Source organism: Paenibacillus chartarius, from assembly GCF_042432825.1.
Classification (GTDB): Bacteria; Bacillota; Bacilli; order Paenibacillales; family NBRC-103111; genus Gordoniibacillus; species Gordoniibacillus chartarius.
Map to the genome: position 1 here is coordinate 18,053 of NZ_JBHLWN010000044.1, position 16,252 is coordinate 34,304.

Sequence of the window (16,252 nt, forward strand, 5' to 3'; positions counted from 1 at the left end):
CCGTCATCTTCGATGGCTTGGGAAAGCCCCTCTTTACGTGATCACATTACCCGCCTACCCGAAATCACTTGCCCCGACTAGAGCGAATCACCCCTTCTTGCTTTTCCCTACTCCTCGTCCTCTTCGTCGCTGTCCCCGTCGTAACCGTCCATATCCATGTCATCCTCCGAATCTCCGGTTGAGCCATACACAGCCGATCCGACCGTTGTTACAGCGCTGCCTCCAGTCGCATGAACCTGCTCCAGTCCCGCATTGACAGTCTTCATAATTTCAACCATCTCCTTATACGGCTGATCCTGTTGATTAACTAGACCGATGTTGAAGTTCTCGCCGTCTTTGCGCCAAGTGACTGCCTGATCGTAATACGAGAACCACCCCGTACCTACGAACAAAGGATGAGCAACCTGAGCTTCCACGAACGACTTGAACGCCGTACCTCTGTACACGGTGCTCGATACGGTCGTACCCGCGTTGACGGGGGACAACCCGCGCTGCGTCGTACTGAACGTAAATTCAAGATTCAAGAGCGGCTTGCCGAACGCTTCATACCGCGCAATCCAATCTGCATTGTTAACATAATTGTCAACGGAGAACGCATCGACGTAGTCCATCGCCCCAGAATCCCATTCCAGACTCGTGCGCCACGTCGGAACGACCGACGAACCGAGGAACAGGTGGTTCGTATCGTGTCTTCGAATAATATTCTTAATCGTGGAGAAGTACGTGCGGGACGCCAGCTTAATAAACTCCGACACATCCGCAGACGGCACCTTGGCGATATCGATCGACGCATCCTTCAGCTCGGCGAACGAAGCGGCGCTCGTACCGAGGAGCTGGTTGACCGCAGCGATGTCATTTCCGTATCTCGGCGCCAAGAATTCTACGAAAGCGTTCTTGGCTGCCGATGTCGACTTGTAGGTCAGCACTTCCTTGACGATGTCCGCCGTCCAGCCCGCCTCATTATCGTACGTGTAACCGATGAGCCACTTATCTTGCTTGGCGCTTTCAAGCTGCCCCGCCAATGCGGCATCGATGATCGTTTCGTTCTGCGGGTCAAACACATCGTAGGTCCATTGAATTCTCTTTAAGTTGCCCGGGTCCTGCAGCACTTGAATGTAAGGGAACTTGATTCCCCGCGGACGGGTCCATTTGCTAAAGGCGTTAAAGCCCCAATCGATGAGCCGCTGCTTGGTGATTTCCTCCCACTTCTCCTCGAAGTCGTCGCCATACTTTCTCATCACATTCGCAATCACGAAGCTGACCCGCTCGCCATTAGAATCGTTCACATAGGCCGGAGCATAAGCGACCGGGTCGGGCAGCTCCTGGAACACTCCTCTCGGGGTTCCGTCCGCTTTTTTCAGCGGCGTGCCGTAGCCCCATTCCCATATACTAGTCGCATCGACGCCTTTTAAAATAAATTTATGGCCGCTCGGGGTAATAAACCACCATTTTCCATCGATTTGCTCCAGTCTGAAATATCCCGTCTTTTTGTATTGTCCCCCGCTCTTTATGCCGCCGTATTTATCGTAGATCTTACGATTCAGCTTTACCTTGGACAGCGCTTCCGCTTCATCCCGGTATTCCTGCTGCAAATACGTGTCGTCCGTTACTTTGCCGGTCCAATTCTCGTAGATCCATTGGCCGTACTTGTCGACCATCAAAGGATCTTTCTTCATTTCGAGGGCAAGCTGTTCCGCCGTGTAAGGAGGTTCAGGATTGGCCCCTTCTTCGCCGGTCCCTTTATAAATTTTCAATTCGGTAAAAGGGATATGCTGATAAGCATGGGACCGTTTAATATCGATGACGATAAACCGGGCCATCTTGTTCGACATCGGCAGGTTGACCGAATAAGGGAGGTCGGTGGTGCTGCCCGCACGAACGTGCTTGCCGGCAATATAGTAATAATCCGGATGCGTTTCCGAACGGTATTTGACGGTAAATTCTTTAAAGCCCCAGAACCGGTTCGGCGAATTGAGGATGATTTCGATGCTGTCCAAGGGATAGTCCTTCAGCAAGTCAACAGCCACCGAGACCGTCCCTTTGGACGTTGCGCTCCCCATCCAGCCGGCATACGTTGTGTTCTTGCCGTCAAACAGTACTCCGTTTGCGGACGATATAAGTCCGGTCGTCCCTTTGTCGGGTGTATTGCCTCCATCCGCCGCAAAGCTAAAAGTGTAATTGCCTGTTTTCAGCAAAGTGCCCGCTCCGTGAACGTCTCCTGCAGGAATCCATGCTCCCGCCATTACGATTGCCAGTAAAACGACCACGACACGAGCTTGAATGGAATGACGCCAGCCTCTCATTAGTCAACCTCCTTTTTATTTTGGACCAAGCATGTTTGAAAATAGCCGTTCACCAATCACGAATAATATGACAACAATCGATCTCATCAGCCTGCATAGACCACCACCTTTCAAAAGCCTGGCCGCAGTAACTTCGTTTAAGCGCTTTCAAGTACGAGGTTTATATCAGCCGATCATCGCTGTCTTCGATAACCGGCTTGAAATCGTCAACTCTACTTGGGTTGCGTTGCAGTCATAACTCCTTTCGCGTCAAATTTCTTTACATAATCAACCAGCTCGGCAAAATTCACCCATGAGACGCCCGCCTTCTGATCGGCCGCGCCATAAGACATAATCAGATCGTCACCGACGACGATGCCGCCTGTCGTAAACAAACACGGCGTCGGGTAATCGGCCGGCATCTCCCAGCTCTGCTGCGCATACATGAGACGTTCCGGGCACCGGTGGGTCACGATCGGAAAATCGTTCTCCTGCTCGCGGACGATCAGAAACGATTGCGTATAGCCAAAGTGGCTGTCCTTCTTGCCATGGTAAGCGACGAGCCATTCGCCGGAAGAAATCCGCAGCGGCGCCCAGCTCGCTCCGATCCGGTCGTTTTCCCAGTGGAACTCGCGTGTCGCAAGCAGCCGATGGGATGCCCGGTCCGATGCAAAATCCTCCAGCCGCTCCGCCGCAGCAAGATAGATCGACGGCGCATCGACCTGAGAGCCCTGCGGGAACGAAGCCGGCGTCATCGGACGATGCAGCATCACATATTGCATTTTCCCTTCAATGCGCATCTTCTCGGGAAACAAAAACACGTCGCGGTTATCGCTGACATGCCCTTCCGTAAGCGGACATACGTATGTAAACGCTGCTTCATAACGGCGTTCCTTCAGCTTATCCAGGTCGAGCTTGAAGAGAACCGTTACGGTATTGTTGGAGCGGGCCGCTGCACGGAAAGGATCTTCCCCCTCATGCACCCACTCCGGCACGTAATCGCCCCTTGTGTCGACCGATGGCTCCTGATCGATAAGCCAGTATGGCCCCGGGGGAAAGAGCCGGCAGGCAGCGGAAACATACAGCTCCCCTTCGACAGGAAAGATGCGCGGATCCTCAATACAGCCGTTGGCGTAATCGCGTACCCGACTGCCGCGGATATCCGTGATGTAGATGTCTTCAAACCGCTCGTTCAATGCAGGCGCAAGCGCGGGTCGCGAAAAATCCGCCTCCCATGTCCGGCCCAAGTCGCCGCTTACCGCATAGCCCAGAAAAATGGGATACGGATCGTGCTTGCCCTCCTTACGTTTCTGCGACCATGGCCCCGTCGCCCGAAAAAGCATGTGCAGCTCATCGGATGCCGGATCTTTCACAATCGCGGGGTTGAGCACCATTTTGCTCGCCCATTCGCAGTCCTGCACCGGCTCCAGTACCGGCTGCGGGGAATATCGGAAAATCGGCTTCATGAAGCGACTCCTCCCATACAAATCAACTTAATTCAAGTATTCGGCAAGCAGCAGCAGCGCAAGACCTTGGCCGTATTGGGTCGAACGAATCTCAAACTCGTTATAGGCCGCTTCCGTCGCCAGCACCGGGGTTCCGCCGGACACGCCTCCTACGTTCCCTTGTTCATCGATGTGTTCCAGCAGCCGCATTAGCGTTAATTCGGCAGCAGACCGGTAGTTGTCCCCTACCCAGCCTAGCTTCGCAGCTTTCATAAAGCCGGCGGCAATCCCCGCACTGCCGGATACCTCGCAGCGGTACTCCGGTCGATCAACGACAACCGGCCATAACCCGTTATCCGCCTGATACGCCAGCAGCCCTTGAAGCAAACGAGAATAACGTTCCATTAACGTATCCGGTATGACCGGCATGCCCTGAAGCTCCTGCACGATCATCGGCGTCGCCAAGGCGATCCAGGCGTTCGCCCTGCCCCACCGGGCCGCGGACATATGATCGCCGCTGCCGCAGTTCCAGCCGTGGAACAGCACGCCGGTGTTATCGTCCTGCAGCAGCTCGATGTGCAGCTGCAGCTGGCGCAGCGCCTCATCTCCATACTTCGGGTCCCCGGACACTCTTGCCAGTCTGGCGAGAAACAGCACCGCCATGAAGATCGTATCCGCCCACACCTGCTCGGCAAACTGCTCCGGCTCGGTAACCGTATGCTCCAATGCCCCTTCCCTTGTCTTCGGCGCCTCCGTCAACACCCAATTGCCAATGTCGATCGCTTTGTCCCGGTAATACAAGTCACCCGTCAGTTCGTATAGTCTAGGAAACACCGTAAAAGGGGCCATCGAATTGATCACCTTATGATGCTGGGACTGGTGCTTATTGCGCTCGATCCATACGGTTAGCTCGCTCAATATTTCGGGCTTTCGCGCCGCTTCGTAATATTCAAGAATCGCGATCAGTCCTACGCCGGGATTCCAGTCCCATCTGTCGATATCCATACCCCAATCGCCCGGCCGCCCTCTCAGCATGAAGGAAACGACTCGTTCTGCGGCAATTTGGCATGCTTGCCTGCGTAGTTGCGTCATGGCGATACCTCCTCCTCGTCCATCAACATAACGATGTTATTCCGGTACAGCTCCGCAATCCGGCCTGGCTTGACGGGAATGGAGATGCCCATTCTGCGCCCCCGCTTCTCGCACCAAGCATTCAAAACATCTTCGTTCGTCGTGTGTTCCCCACCAGCCCGCAGCTCTTCCGTTCGCGCCGACATCGTGAACAAGAACACCCACGCCGCTTGCTTCCACTCGTGGATGTTGAACCGTTTCCGCTGACCTTCGTAGATGACGTAATCGATGCCAAGTGTTCCATCATGCTCGGACAGGGTAAGCGCAACGCGCGGCACACCCAAATCCGATACGGCGGACAAACACGTAACCCGCACGGTTTGCTCCCCGATGACGGCGGCCGCATCGAACCCAAGCTCCCGCTCGGGTCCGGCCCGCAGCTCCACCCCTCCGGTGTGGCCCCCGATTTCGATACGGATGCGCAAATCCTCAGCTTCAAATACGCCGTGAATCGGATCCAATACCGGGTGCCAGTCCCCGTAGTCCAGCGCCATGTTGATCCCGAATACGATCTCGCTCCGATCTTGTACGCCCGTAAACACAGCCGACGAGAAGTCTTTGCCGTCCTTCAGGACACGAAGCTGCACGTAAGCCGCCTTGCCGCCGTTATCGACGTAACCGATCAAATTCCGGCGCTGGTTCCACATCATGTCTTTGGAGAACGAGCCTAAACAATACGCTTGCTGTATATATGTGGTCGCATAGCTCTGGTAGCCCGTCTCCTCTTCCAAGAAGATCGGCTGCCGGAAATAACGCTCCTCCTCCAGGTGAAAATATCGGGCCAGCTCCTGCGGACAACGAGGCAATGGTAAACCTGCATCTTCCTCTGCCGCATTCCGAAGCAGTCTCGATTCGAAGCTGCCCGGTCTCAGCATCGCCGAATAAGAGCGGCTGTGCGGCCCTGCCCACTGTTTCGTGCGCGGATGATAGTGCTCCGCCGTCATTTTCCATGCCCAATGCAGCAGCCGTTCCGACAAATCGATAGAGACCGGATCGTTCGTCTCCGTATGCACATGGTGGAGCTCCTCAATCGTAATCGGCGTATAACAGGGGCTGTTAAATTCCACGAAGGTACCCAGCCGCATCGTATAATCAAGAAGCCGCCGCAGCCGATTCCGGCCATACTCCACAAACTCCTCCGCTCCGATCACCTCGCCGCCGACGAGCGTGACGAAAGCTCCCATCGCCGCAATATTCGTATAGCCGGGACCGACATCCCGTTTCTTGATCGCCCGGCATGCCGCCTCAACCGCCTCCGTCAACCGCTGCCTAAGCTCTTCATGCAGATGGTCATGATGCCGCTTGAGCACAAGCACCAGCTTCTTTCCGATAAAATCGGCATAGTTCCAGTCCGGCGAATCCATCTCATCCAGCGGCTCCTCATAGAAGTAAGGCCACACGCCGTAAGTCGGGCTATCTGAACGAAGATCCTGCAGCCCGGCGATAACCGGCAGCATCTGCAGCGCACGATCCGCATATGCCGGAAGCCCGCTGTCGAGCAGATCAAGCGCGTAGGCGGCCGACGGAAACAGCCCGTGTACGACCGGATGCGTCTCTTTCTTTAATGCGGTATGGTACGTGCTCGTCATCGGCCCAAACTGCAGCTTGACTTCCGAATCGTAGGATTCTTCCCGCGCCGCCAGACTCGCCAATAAATCTTGATTTCTGCCGCTACCTGCCATAAGTGAACCTCCTTCTACCCCTTAACCGCGCCGATCGTCATTCCTTTGATGAAATAACGCTGCAGGAACGGATATAAGAAAATGATCGGCCCGATCGTAATGCACACCGTCGACAGCTGCACCCCGGAAGCCGCAACCGGAATGTTGACGTTCGTATTCAAATAGTCCAGATTTTGCGCATTCGACACGATTCTGCGGAGCATCATTTGCAGCGGATGATTTTGCGGATTATCGATAAACATCAGTGCATTAAACCAATCGTTCCAGTACGTAAGCGCGTAAAACAGCGTGATCGTCGCAATCACCGGCATCGAGATCGGCCACACAATCCGGAAGAAAATGTACAGCTCATGGGCTCCGTCCATCGTCGCCGCTTCATTCAGCTCGAACGGCAGCGTGCGGAAGTACGACGTCATCATGAACGCATTGAAGGCGGAAAACAAATGCGGCAAAATGAGCGCCAAAAGCGAATCCCGTAAACCCAGCCAGTTGGAGATCAGCAAATAATAACCGACAAGTCCGGGTGCAAACAGCATCGTGAAATAGATGTAGAACGACATCGCGTTGCGGTATTTCACCTTCTGATGCGCGGTCACATAAGCGAACATGGCCGTCAACAGAACGGCGCCGGCGGTGCCTACAACCGTAACGAAGACAGACACGAAACCGCTCCTGTACACCTGGCTTCCCGCGAATAAGAACCGATACGAATCCAGCGAAAATTCGGTCGGGAACATCTGGAACCCTTTCACAATCTGATGCTCCGCCGTAAACGAGCCGATATACACGAGCCAGAACGGAATTAAGCAAATCAAGGCAAAGAACCCGATAAACACATAGGCTGTTATGGACACGGCCCACTGGGATGCATCCCGCTGCTTCACTACCATACCGTAAGCCCCTCTCTAAAATAGCTTCGAATCATTGTCGATCTTGCGGACTACCCAGTTGAAGAACAGGATGGTGATAAAGCCCATAACCGACTGGAATAAGGCGACTGCCGCCGCATTGCTGTAGCTGTTCATATTGGAGACGTCGCGCAAGGAGCGGTATGTGTACGTATCGATGACGTCCGTAGCCTTGAAGAGCAAAGAATTGTCTCCAATGATGCCGTAAATCAAACCGAAATCCCCGTAAAAAATACGTCCCAGCGCGAGCAGCGTCAGTACGATGATCGTCGGCCGCAGCAGAGGCAGCGTAATATGCCAAATTTGCTGCCAGCGCTTGGCGCCGTCGATGCGCGCGCTCTCATAATACTCCTCGGAGAAGCCGGTTAACGTCGCCAAATAAATGATCGACCCCCAGCCCGCTCCCTTCCAAACGAAGATCAGCGTCAGCAGCCACGGCCATACCGACGGCGTCTGAAACCAATCGACCGGCTGCATGCCGAAGTCCCGAAGCAGCCGATTCACCATGCCGTCTTGTCCGTTAAAGAAATTCATGACCATCAGGTTTACGACGATAATGGAGATGAAATGCGGCAGGATCACTAAAGATTGCGTCACTTTCTTAATAAAGGCTTGCTTGATTTCGTTGAGCAGAAGCGCAATAAGCAGCGAGCTGACGGTACCGGCTACAATGAACAAAAGATTCAAAAAGATCGTGTTGACCGTCACCGCAAGCCAATCTTGCCCCGTAAAGAAAAACTTCAGATTGTCGAGTCCGACCCACCTGCTTCCCCACAGCCCCTTGGCCGGGATAAACTGCTTGAACGCCAGCAGATGCGCGGACATCGGCAAATAGGAAAATATAAATACGTACACGATAACGGGAAGCGCCATTGCATACAGCCACTTATTTTTCCTTAGCTCCAGAATGATCCCCATCGTTATGCCCACCTTTCCTTTCGTGTCTAGCTGCATCGTACGACGGAAGATGGCGTGCGTATAGTCTTGGATTTATCAATCAGTGTGAACGATAACAATACGCAGCAGTACGATTTCCAACAGTCGCGGGAGTACGAGGTTTACCAGTGCCAGAGCGATCTGTATATCTGCGCAATAAACAATAAGCCCCCACCTTGACGACAAGATGAGGGCTCATGCCGGGGCTGCGGGCCCCATGATTCGATTCGGTCACTTCTTTTTATTGGCCAGAAACTGATCCAGCTGCTTTTGGTACTCCGCCTGGATTTTCTTCATATTCTCGTACGCCTTATCCTTGAATTTCGCGAGCCCTTCGTTCGGCTCTTGAACCCCCATCAGAATCGGCTCGAACAGCTCTTTCCCCGCATTGCTCAATTGGGCGATTTCGTTGGATACCGGGCTCGGATCGAAGGTGAAACCGGACAAAATATCCGCCGTAAAGTTGCTCGGATCCCGCTGCCACTTGTTCAGCTTGATCACATCTTCCGCCATCGTCGCGTCGATCCGGTCCAGCTTGGAGTTCCAGCCCCATGCGAAAGGTATGCCGGCATACGGACTTTCTTTGATCGGTTTATACAGGCCTTCCCCTGCGTCTTCCCAGTTCTTCCCCTTGATGCCGTAAGCCAGAAGATCGTAGTTGTCCTTCTGATTGAGCCAGTTCACGAATTGGATGGCCCGCTCTTTATTTTTGCTAACGACAGGTACGGCGATGAAATTGCCCGCCTTGAAAGTCGAGTACAGCTTCATATTGGGGTCATATAGGCTGAATGCCTCCGCGGAGGCGCCCGGCACGGACTTCTCCAGCGAGGTTCGGGTGCTGAGGGACACGCCGAAATCGTTGAAGGTCGATACCGCCGCCTTGCCTTTGGCGAATTCCGCATTTTTCAGCAAGAGCGCATCCTTCGCCATAATTCCGTCTTTGTACAGCTTGTGGTGCTGCTCGAAATTTTTCATGATCAACGGGTCCATGTTATCGAAGATATTGTACACCTTCCCGTCATTGCCTTTCGTATACAAACCGGGATAATTCATGACCGGAGCCAGATTCGCCTTCGGATCGAGCATGCCGGCCATCTTCATGCCGATATGTTCGGAGCCGTTAGGAATGAAAGGCGTGATGTCCGGCGCTTTCTCCTTCACGGTGTACATGAACTTGATCAAATCATCGTAGCTCTTGATCGGTGCGACGCCCAGCTTCTCCCGAATGTCCTTGCGAATGACGAACGTCCACGGACGGATGAAATTCACTTCCAACGGTACAGCGTACAACTTGCCGTTTACCTTGTTCGCTTCTATAAGCTGGGGGGAACGGTTGCCCTTAATATCAGGCCCGTGCTTTTCAATCAGCTCGTCGAGCGGCTCATAGAGACCCGCGGCGATATTTTGCACCGGATTGTTGTCCCAAATCAAATCGTAATCTTCCGCGGAGGTTAAAGCGACCTGGCGCTTTTGCATGACGTCGGCCCACGGAATAAACACGACGTTCAGCTTCACGTTGAGCGTGCCCGCCATCCGGCTTTCCAGCTCGCCCTTAACCTCGTTCCAGTTGGCCGGCGGGTCCCCCGGGAACAAAATTTTCAGTGTAACCGGATTCAGAGCTTTGGCCGCGGCATCCGTATTCGAGCTCGTGTTTGTACCCGAGTTCGTGTTTGAAGCCCCCGTTCCCTGATTCGAGCTGCACCCTGCCATAGCGCCCGCCAGCAGCAGGAATGCCGCCGCGAGCAGCGCCTTCTTCGTCATCGCTTTCTTCATGCTAACCCCTCCATATGAATTGTCACGCCGTCACAGCACCTTCCGGACAATTGCATTTCGGCGTGGTTGTATCATAAGCGGGCCTCCAAGGAGCCGTACAGTCCGGTTTCTATCACTTGGTACATAAAGTCACACACCGGCAGGGTCCAACATTCACTACAGCACCGAGTACGATTTTTACGGCTGCTTTGCCGAGTATTCCAGCCTGTATTGGCTGGGCGTCATACCGGTCGCCTTTTTGAACGTCGAGAAGAACGTGCTTTTCGTTTGGAATCCGGACTGCTCCGTAATTTCCGCTACCGTCCAGTCGGTAGTCGTCAGCAGCCGTATGGCATGCTCGATCCGTTGGTTCGTAATGAAATCGGACAGCGAGCATTGAAAATGATCTTTAAATATTTGCCGGGCATAGTTCACCGATATCGATACATGCGCAGCGATATCGTCGACGGAGAGCATCGGATTGTGCAGATGGTTGCGCACGTAATCGATCATCTCGGCTGCAACCTCTTCCTTTCGCCCCGAAGCATTTTTCTTACGCTGCCGTTCGATGATATGCAGAAGCTCCCTGTACATCCACGCCTTCACTTCCCCCAGCGTAGCGAACTGCTCCAGAAACGTATGAATGCTCTTCATCCCGTGAAACGTCGTCTGGCTCTTGAAATTTTTCATAATCGAATAGATGATGTGCGTCAGCTGCAGCTTGCACTCCTCGTAGCTGAGCTCCTGCATATGGAGCGTAAGCTGGTCGAAATATCCTTCCAGCGCCTTCTCGTTCTTGAGCTGCACGGAATGAATGACCTGTTTCAGCAGCGCTTCATCCAGGTCGTTGTCCTTGCCCCGTTCGTACCGCTCCTGGTCCTCGGACGTATATACCTTGTCCTCAGCGTCGATGAAGCTCAGCAGCGTTAATTCGTACAGCTGGTGGTAAATAACCGGTAAATTTTCTTCCAAATCGAGTACGGTGCTGACCGCGGCATGGACCTCCAGCTTGATCCAGCGCCGAATTTGCGCCCGCGCGTCCTCCAGCGCCGCTACGGCTTGGTCTTGATCGTTTTCGGCAGCATGGGAGGAAAACAGCGCCACGACGTGGTCGGAGCCGAAATCGACTGTTTCCGCATGATATCCGCAATTTGCCAAAACTTCGGACATAATGTTGCCGATCGAGTATCGCAGCAGTTTGCGCGAGGCGAAGTCATACTGTTCCTCGAACCGTCCGTAGGACTCCAATCGAACGATCGCCATCCGAAAACAGCCCGTACGAAGAATCGGAGTTTGGCTTTGAATAAACTCCTTGATCGGCTTCGACGTCTTCGAATTTAGAATCCATTGACGCAAATAATCGTCCTTGACCAGCGCTTTGCTGCTCTTGATCGACAAATCCAATTGTTCAAGCTTCTCTACAAGCGAATGAAATCCGGTACGGATGACGGTCATTTCATTGCCGGCATTCGTAGACTGGAGCATCGGATGCTCGCTGCCCAGCTTGCTTTCGATTTGATGAGCCAAGTCGCTGAGCGGTTTCAAGCTGCGGTACGACTGCCAAAATAAAAAAAGCAGCAGCGTCAGCAGCAGAGCGACCGAAGAACCGATAATTTCGAACCGGATGTTCGTTACCTTCGCCTGCCAGAGCGATATCGGCGACAGGTGGTAAATGCTCCACCCTTCGATCGGGAGCAGCTCCGTCTGAATCGACCACGTTTCCTTGCCGGAAGTCCACTTCCACCCCTGACGCCCCCCGGCAGGCGCAAGCGTCGCCAGCTGAGCCGCTAATTCGGCGTCCGTATTGCCTAGTATGAATTCCTGATTTTTACCTTGAATATAGATTTTGTTCTGATCTTCCTCTGCAATTTGCAGCATGTGCTCATTGAGCAGCGGCTTGCTGAACAGAATCGCCACAAACCCCTGAAACTTCTGATTCGGCCCGGCGGCCGGCGCGACCAAAGCCAAGTGCGATTTACCGTTCACCTCGTGGTTCACATACTGCAAATAGGGCGTTTGTTGTCCCTTGATATAAGTCAGCATCGCCTGGTCGTAAAATTCCTGCGTCGAATAAATACTTGAATCCGAAGTGTATATTTGGTCAAGATCGAAATTGATTAAGTAAATGGTTTCAATAAAAGGCTCGCTGCTCTTGAACTCCCTTACACTGATGGCGGCTTTGTTTAGCGCCAGCGGGGAATAATTCGCCTTCCCCATGTTCAGCCAGGTGGAAATGTTTTCTTCCGAATATACCCGAAGGACGAACTGGCGCAGCTTCTGCAGCGTAAATTCGGACGTCTGGATCACTTGCTTCATTTTCTCTTGATTCGCTTTATTCATTTCGTCCATTGCGGTTCGAACGAGCTGCTGGCTGAGAACAAGCGTGAACACCAGGGTTAACAAGCTGACGGCGATACAGGAGTACATAAAAATGTTCAGATAAATCTTCTTCGGCTTGATGCGGCTCCACATACGATCCCCTCTTTCTGGATGCTCTCACGAAGAACATTAGGACAGGACTCCGGCTTTTGTCCAGTATGGATCTTATCACAACGGTACGAAATTTAACTGCGCCCGCGCCCCGGCTATCGTCTATTCCATGATAGGACAGAAGGTTCTGCCCGGCAACTTACAATCTGGTATACTTAGGATAGACAATGAGCTAGGAGGAATGACGAATGTCCAAAATCGGATTATGGGAAAATGCGGAGCCCGGCGTGAAGCGCTGCATCCTGCACGCCGAAGGGAACCTGATGATGATGGAGGTACAGTTCGAAGCGGGAGCCGAAGGGTACGAGCACAGCCATCCGCACGAGCAGATGAGCCGCTGCCTGTACGGTCGAATCGAGTTCCGGATCGACGGCAAGGCGACCGTTGTGGAGAAGGGCGGCGTCATTTACATCCCGCCGAACGCCAAGCATGGCGTTACGGCGCTGGAGCCGTCCGCGCTCCTGGATATTTTCACTCCTGTAAGGGAAGACCTTTTGAAATAACCGAAGGCTCAGTCTCCCTGTGATCCCGGAAGAACGCTTCGCATGGTTCCTTGCAACACAATAAGGCAGTCCGGCTGCAGCCGGCTGCCTTTATTGTGTTTCCGGAGTATAGGGAAAACAAATAGTCACTTCGGTCCCCCGATTCCGCTCGCTTGTCAAATGCAGTCCGTAATCCTCGCCGAACAGCTGTGCGATTCTGCGATGGACGTTCACGATGCCGATATGAGCGCCGCCGGCCGACGCATCTCGTTCCTTCAAATCGCACTGAATTTGTGCAAGACGATCTTCGGAGATGCCGATGCCGGTATCTTGGATGCGAATGGAAAATCTCCCTTCGGATTCAAGCTGAGCCGATATCGTAATGTTCACAAGTCCCTCTCTCGGTTCCGTCCCGTGAATAACCCCGTTCTCGATGAGCGGCTGCAGAGAAAATTTCACGACCTTCTGAGCGAAAGCCCATTCCGGAATGTGGAAGCTGTACCGCAGCTTATCCTCGAACCGGAACGACTGAATGCGCAAGTACATGTCGCATACGGCGAGCTCCTCCTTGAGCGTGACCAGGGTCGAAGAGTTATCCAAATTGTAGCGAAGAAGCCGCGCGAGAGCGGTCGTCATCGATGAAATATCTTGAGCTCCTTTGTCCAGCGCCATGCCGCGTATCGTTTCGAGGGAATTGTACAGGAAATGCGGATTCATTTGCGATTGCAGCATTTTCAGCTCCGTCTCCCGCTGCCGCAGCGTCATATCCTGCTCCCGCAGCTTGGTAACATACACCTCTTCCAGCAATACGCCAAGCCGCTCCACCATTTTGTTAAAGTCATGCGTCAGCTGCCCGATCTCATCCTTCGATTCCACGACAGCCCGTGCCGTAAGGTCGCCGCGCTTCACCTTCTGCATGAGCCGCTGCAGATGACGGAGCGGGCGCACGAGGCTCGCCGCCAGTCCGAAACCGAGAACATAGGCGATACCCAGTATGCAGACGACCGTCCACAGCAGCGTCCGGCCGATCGTCTCCACGCCCAGCAATAGCTCGCGCTTCGGGTAAGAGGTCATGATGTACCATTTTAAATAAGGGGAATAACTGAACGTCACATACTCCTCCGCCCCGTCCTTGACCAGGAAAAACCCGTTGTCGTGCGACTTCATGCGGCTGACCATATCGGACGTATCCCGCATGCCCAGGACGCTCGAATCCGGATGATACATATAGTATCCGCTTTCATTCAGGATCGTGAGAAAGCCCGTGCGTCCAACCGTTACCTTCTCCGACACTTCTTGAATGCGCTTGAAGTTAATGTCCATAACCAGCGTGCCGACCGGCTCCAGCGTATACGGGCTGCTAAGCCGCTTCATCATGGAAATGACCGGCTCGTTGCGGTCCCGCACCCGGATCGTTCGGCTGACCAGCACGATGTCGCCGTTATCCGGCAGCGAGCGGTACCAGGCGTCCGCCGTTTGATCGTCTACGTCCGGCTGCGCCGCAGGATCCGCAATCTCGACGACGGTAATCCCGTCCAGAATGATTTTCATACCGGCAATATCGGATCGCGAATACGAGGTGTCCTTCAGCAGCTGCAGAATGATCGCTTCCAAGCCGCTTTGCTCCAACTGTTCCCTGTTTTGTATCAGCAGGAAGCTTCTCATCTCCGGCTGGTTGAGCAGCTTGATGGAATCAATTTCGAAGCCGGTAATATAGTATTCGATGTGCGACCTGACTTGCTCGATAATTTGCCAGCTGGCTGCCGTCGCCTGCTTCTCCAGATGGGTCGACGACTCCCGGTAAGCGATAATGCCAAGCAGCAGCAGCGGAAAGACGACCAGAAACCCCGAGAAAATGAGCAGCCGAAGCGTCAGCGTCCGGTCTTTGAGAAATACGTAGGTTTGCGTGTAGGAGCCTATTCGCTGCAGAAATTTGTCTATAACGGCATCCCTTCTTGTACGGATTTGCGGTATTCGCTCGGCGTCACCCCGGTCTGTCGTTTAAACGTATTGCAGAAGTACGCGATGTCCGTATACCCCGTCTTGCCGGCCACTTCGGCGACACGCAGCGACGTTCTGGCCAGCAGCCGCTTCGCCTCCTCGATTCGCTGCTCCAGCACGTAATCGACGAATTTTTGATTCATCTGCTTCTTAAACAGCTGGCTGATGTAGCATGAATTCAAATGCACTTTATCCGCTACCTCCTGCAAGGAAATGTCTCCCGGCATCGCCTCTTGAATAATGCGGAGGATTTGCTGGATCGTCGATTGAGCGTTCGGCGAATAGCCTTTGTTGTCGAGAAACCGCTGCAAGCTCAGCTTCAGTTCGTCTCCATCGACAGGCTTTAATATATAATCCTCGACCCCATAGCGCATCGCTTGCTGTACCAATGGAAAATCGTTGTATCCGCTGAGCATCATCATATGGATATGTTTATGATGGCGGATTTCTGCTGCGAGGGACAGGCCGTCCATGACAGGCATGCGAATATCGGACATAATCAAATCCACCGCATCGTGCCGGACGTAGTCCAGCGCTTCCTTGCCGTGCGAGCATTCATGAACGATACGGAAAGGCAGCTGCGTCTGCTCCACCATATGACGGATCGAGACTCTTGCCCAACGCTCGTCATCGACCAACAATACGTTAAACATAAACCCCTTCCTTTCCTGATACCGCTCTCATTATTTCGTCCGCCGCCCCGCAATTTCCTGCAACGGCGCAAATGTTCCGAAAGCGCGCACAGGAGGCCTAGCGGCCTCCCTTTGCTCGTCTTTCATTTATTTCGTTTTCTCAATTGCATCCAATACTTCTTTGTACTCATTACGATACTTGTCGATCATAGGCTTGACCGCTTCTTTCCACGGCTTCAGATCCGTAACCTGAACGATGTTCACGCCGGCCGCTTTGACCTTCGCTTCCGCATCCTTCTCGAATTTCGTCCATTCCTCTCTTTGCGTCTTCACCGAGTCGAGCGCCGCCTGCTTAATCAGCTTGCGGTCCGCTTCCGAGAGCTTATCCCAGGTCAGCTTGCTGATCAGGAGCACTTCAGGCACGCGCTGATGCTGGTCGACAATAATATTTTTTGAATATCAAGTTAGCTCCGCTAAGGTCATGATGTGAGCTTCTGGTAGGTGATGGTGT

Annotated in this window: 12 protein-coding genes; 1 reads left to right on the forward strand and 11 read right to left on the reverse strand. The window is 53.4% G+C overall.

The features are described 5' to 3' along the window. Positions 1-107: 107 nt before the first annotated feature. The 8 genes from ACFFK0_RS11140 to ACFFK0_RS11175 all read right to left on the reverse strand — a co-directional run bounded on the left by ACFFK0_RS11140 (position 108) and on the right by ACFFK0_RS11175 (position 12,608). Positions 108-2,303, reverse strand: coding sequence for a hypothetical protein (locus ACFFK0_RS11140; RefSeq protein ID WP_377470252.1), 2,196 nt, complete (start codon positions 2,301-2,303; stop codon positions 108-110). A gap of 212 nt (positions 2,304-2,515) precedes the next feature. Further along, the gene (locus ACFFK0_RS11145; protein ID WP_377470253.1) at positions 2,516-3,748 is read right to left on the reverse strand and encodes a glycoside hydrolase family 130 protein; all 1,233 of its coding nucleotides are present in this window, start codon (positions 3,746-3,748) and stop codon (positions 2,516-2,518) included. Between the two features lie 27 nt (positions 3,749-3,775). Then, the gene (locus tag ACFFK0_RS11150; protein WP_377470255.1) at positions 3,776-4,819 is read right to left on the reverse strand and encodes a glycoside hydrolase family 88/105 protein; all 1,044 of its coding nucleotides are present in this window, start codon (positions 4,817-4,819) and stop codon (positions 3,776-3,778) included. Further along, complete coding sequence (locus ACFFK0_RS11155) at positions 4,816-6,540, reverse strand: DUF8769 domain-containing protein (protein ID WP_377470256.1); 1,725 nt, start codon at positions 6,538-6,540, stop codon at positions 4,816-4,818. The genes ACFFK0_RS11150 and ACFFK0_RS11155 overlap by 4 nt, the downstream gene beginning before the upstream one ends. A gap of 14 nt (positions 6,541-6,554) precedes the next feature. Further along, entirely contained in the window at positions 6,555-7,430 is an 876-nt protein-coding gene (locus tag ACFFK0_RS11160; RefSeq protein ID WP_377470257.1) for a carbohydrate ABC transporter permease, read from the reverse strand. A 15-nt stretch (positions 7,431-7,445) separates the two neighbouring features. Then, positions 7,446-8,366 (reverse strand): ABC transporter permease, encoded by a 921-nt coding sequence (locus tag ACFFK0_RS11165; RefSeq protein WP_377470258.1) that lies wholly within the window; start codon positions 8,364-8,366, stop codon positions 7,446-7,448. A gap of 249 nt (positions 8,367-8,615) precedes the next feature. Next, a complete protein-coding gene (locus ACFFK0_RS11170) occupies positions 8,616-10,157 on the reverse strand; it encodes an extracellular solute-binding protein (protein ID WP_377470259.1) in 1,542 nt (513 codons plus the stop codon). Between the two features lie 177 nt (positions 10,158-10,334). Continuing rightward, positions 10,335-12,608: a helix-turn-helix domain-containing protein gene (locus tag ACFFK0_RS11175; RefSeq protein ID WP_377470261.1), complete on the reverse strand. Its 2,274-nt coding sequence runs from the start codon at positions 12,606-12,608 to the stop codon at positions 10,335-10,337. 206 nt (positions 12,609-12,814) lie between these two features. On the opposite strand from ACFFK0_RS11175, the gene ACFFK0_RS11180 reads away from it, so the two are divergent. Then, positions 12,815-13,129, forward strand: coding sequence for a cupin domain-containing protein (locus tag ACFFK0_RS11180; RefSeq protein ID WP_377470262.1), 315 nt, complete (start codon positions 12,815-12,817; stop codon positions 13,127-13,129). A 90-nt stretch (positions 13,130-13,219) separates the two neighbouring features. Here the strand turns inward: ACFFK0_RS11180 and ACFFK0_RS11185 are convergent, their stop codons facing one another. The 3 genes from ACFFK0_RS11185 to ACFFK0_RS11195 all read right to left on the reverse strand — a co-directional run bounded on the left by ACFFK0_RS11185 (position 13,220) and on the right by ACFFK0_RS11195 (position 16,188). Next, positions 13,220-15,082 (reverse strand): sensor histidine kinase, encoded by a 1,863-nt coding sequence (locus tag ACFFK0_RS11185; RefSeq protein ID WP_377470265.1) that lies wholly within the window; start codon positions 15,080-15,082, stop codon positions 13,220-13,222. Further along, complete coding sequence (locus ACFFK0_RS11190; protein ID WP_377470264.1) at positions 15,046-15,762, reverse strand: response regulator transcription factor; 717 nt, start codon at positions 15,760-15,762, stop codon at positions 15,046-15,048. Before ACFFK0_RS11190 ends, ACFFK0_RS11185 begins: the two co-directional genes overlap by 37 nt. 126 nt (positions 15,763-15,888) lie before the next feature. After that, on the reverse strand, positions 15,889-16,188 hold the full coding sequence (locus ACFFK0_RS11195; RefSeq protein ID WP_377470266.1) for a type 2 periplasmic-binding domain-containing protein: 300 nt from the start codon (positions 16,186-16,188) through the stop codon (positions 15,889-15,891). Positions 16,189-16,252 lie beyond the last annotated feature (64 nt).

Bases quoted from the DNA above. Each gene is read 5' to 3' on its own strand.
- ACFFK0_RS11155 (WP_377470256.1), bottom strand. From the start codon at position 6,540: ATGGCAGGTAGCGGCAGAAATCAAGATTTATTGGCGAGTCTGGCGGCG.
- ACFFK0_RS11140 (WP_377470252.1), bottom strand. From the start codon at position 2,303: ATGAGAGGCTGGCGTCATTCCATTCAAGCTCGTGTCGTGGTCGTTTTA.
- ACFFK0_RS11160 (WP_377470257.1), bottom strand. From the start codon at position 7,430: ATGGTAGTGAAGCAGCGGGATGCATCCCAGTGGGCCGTGTCCATAACA.
- ACFFK0_RS11180 (WP_377470262.1), top strand. From the start codon at position 12,815: ATGTCCAAAATCGGATTATGGGAAAATGCGGAGCCCGGCGTGAAGCGC.
- ACFFK0_RS11190 (WP_377470264.1), bottom strand. From the start codon at position 15,762: ATGTTTAACGTATTGTTGGTCGATGACGAGCGTTGGGCAAGAGTCTCG.
- ACFFK0_RS11170 (WP_377470259.1), bottom strand. From the start codon at position 10,157: ATGAAGAAAGCGATGACGAAGAAGGCGCTGCTCGCGGCGGCATTCCTG.
- ACFFK0_RS11150 (WP_377470255.1), bottom strand. From the start codon at position 4,819: ATGACGCAACTACGCAGGCAAGCATGCCAAATTGCCGCAGAACGAGTC.
- ACFFK0_RS11165 (WP_377470258.1), bottom strand. From the start codon at position 8,366: ATGGGGATCATTCTGGAGCTAAGGAAAAATAAGTGGCTGTATGCAATG.
- ACFFK0_RS11145 (WP_377470253.1), bottom strand. From the start codon at position 3,748: ATGAAGCCGATTTTCCGATATTCCCCGCAGCCGGTACTGGAGCCGGTG.
- ACFFK0_RS11175 (WP_377470261.1), bottom strand. From the start codon at position 12,608: ATGTGGAGCCGCATCAAGCCGAAGAAGATTTATCTGAACATTTTTATG.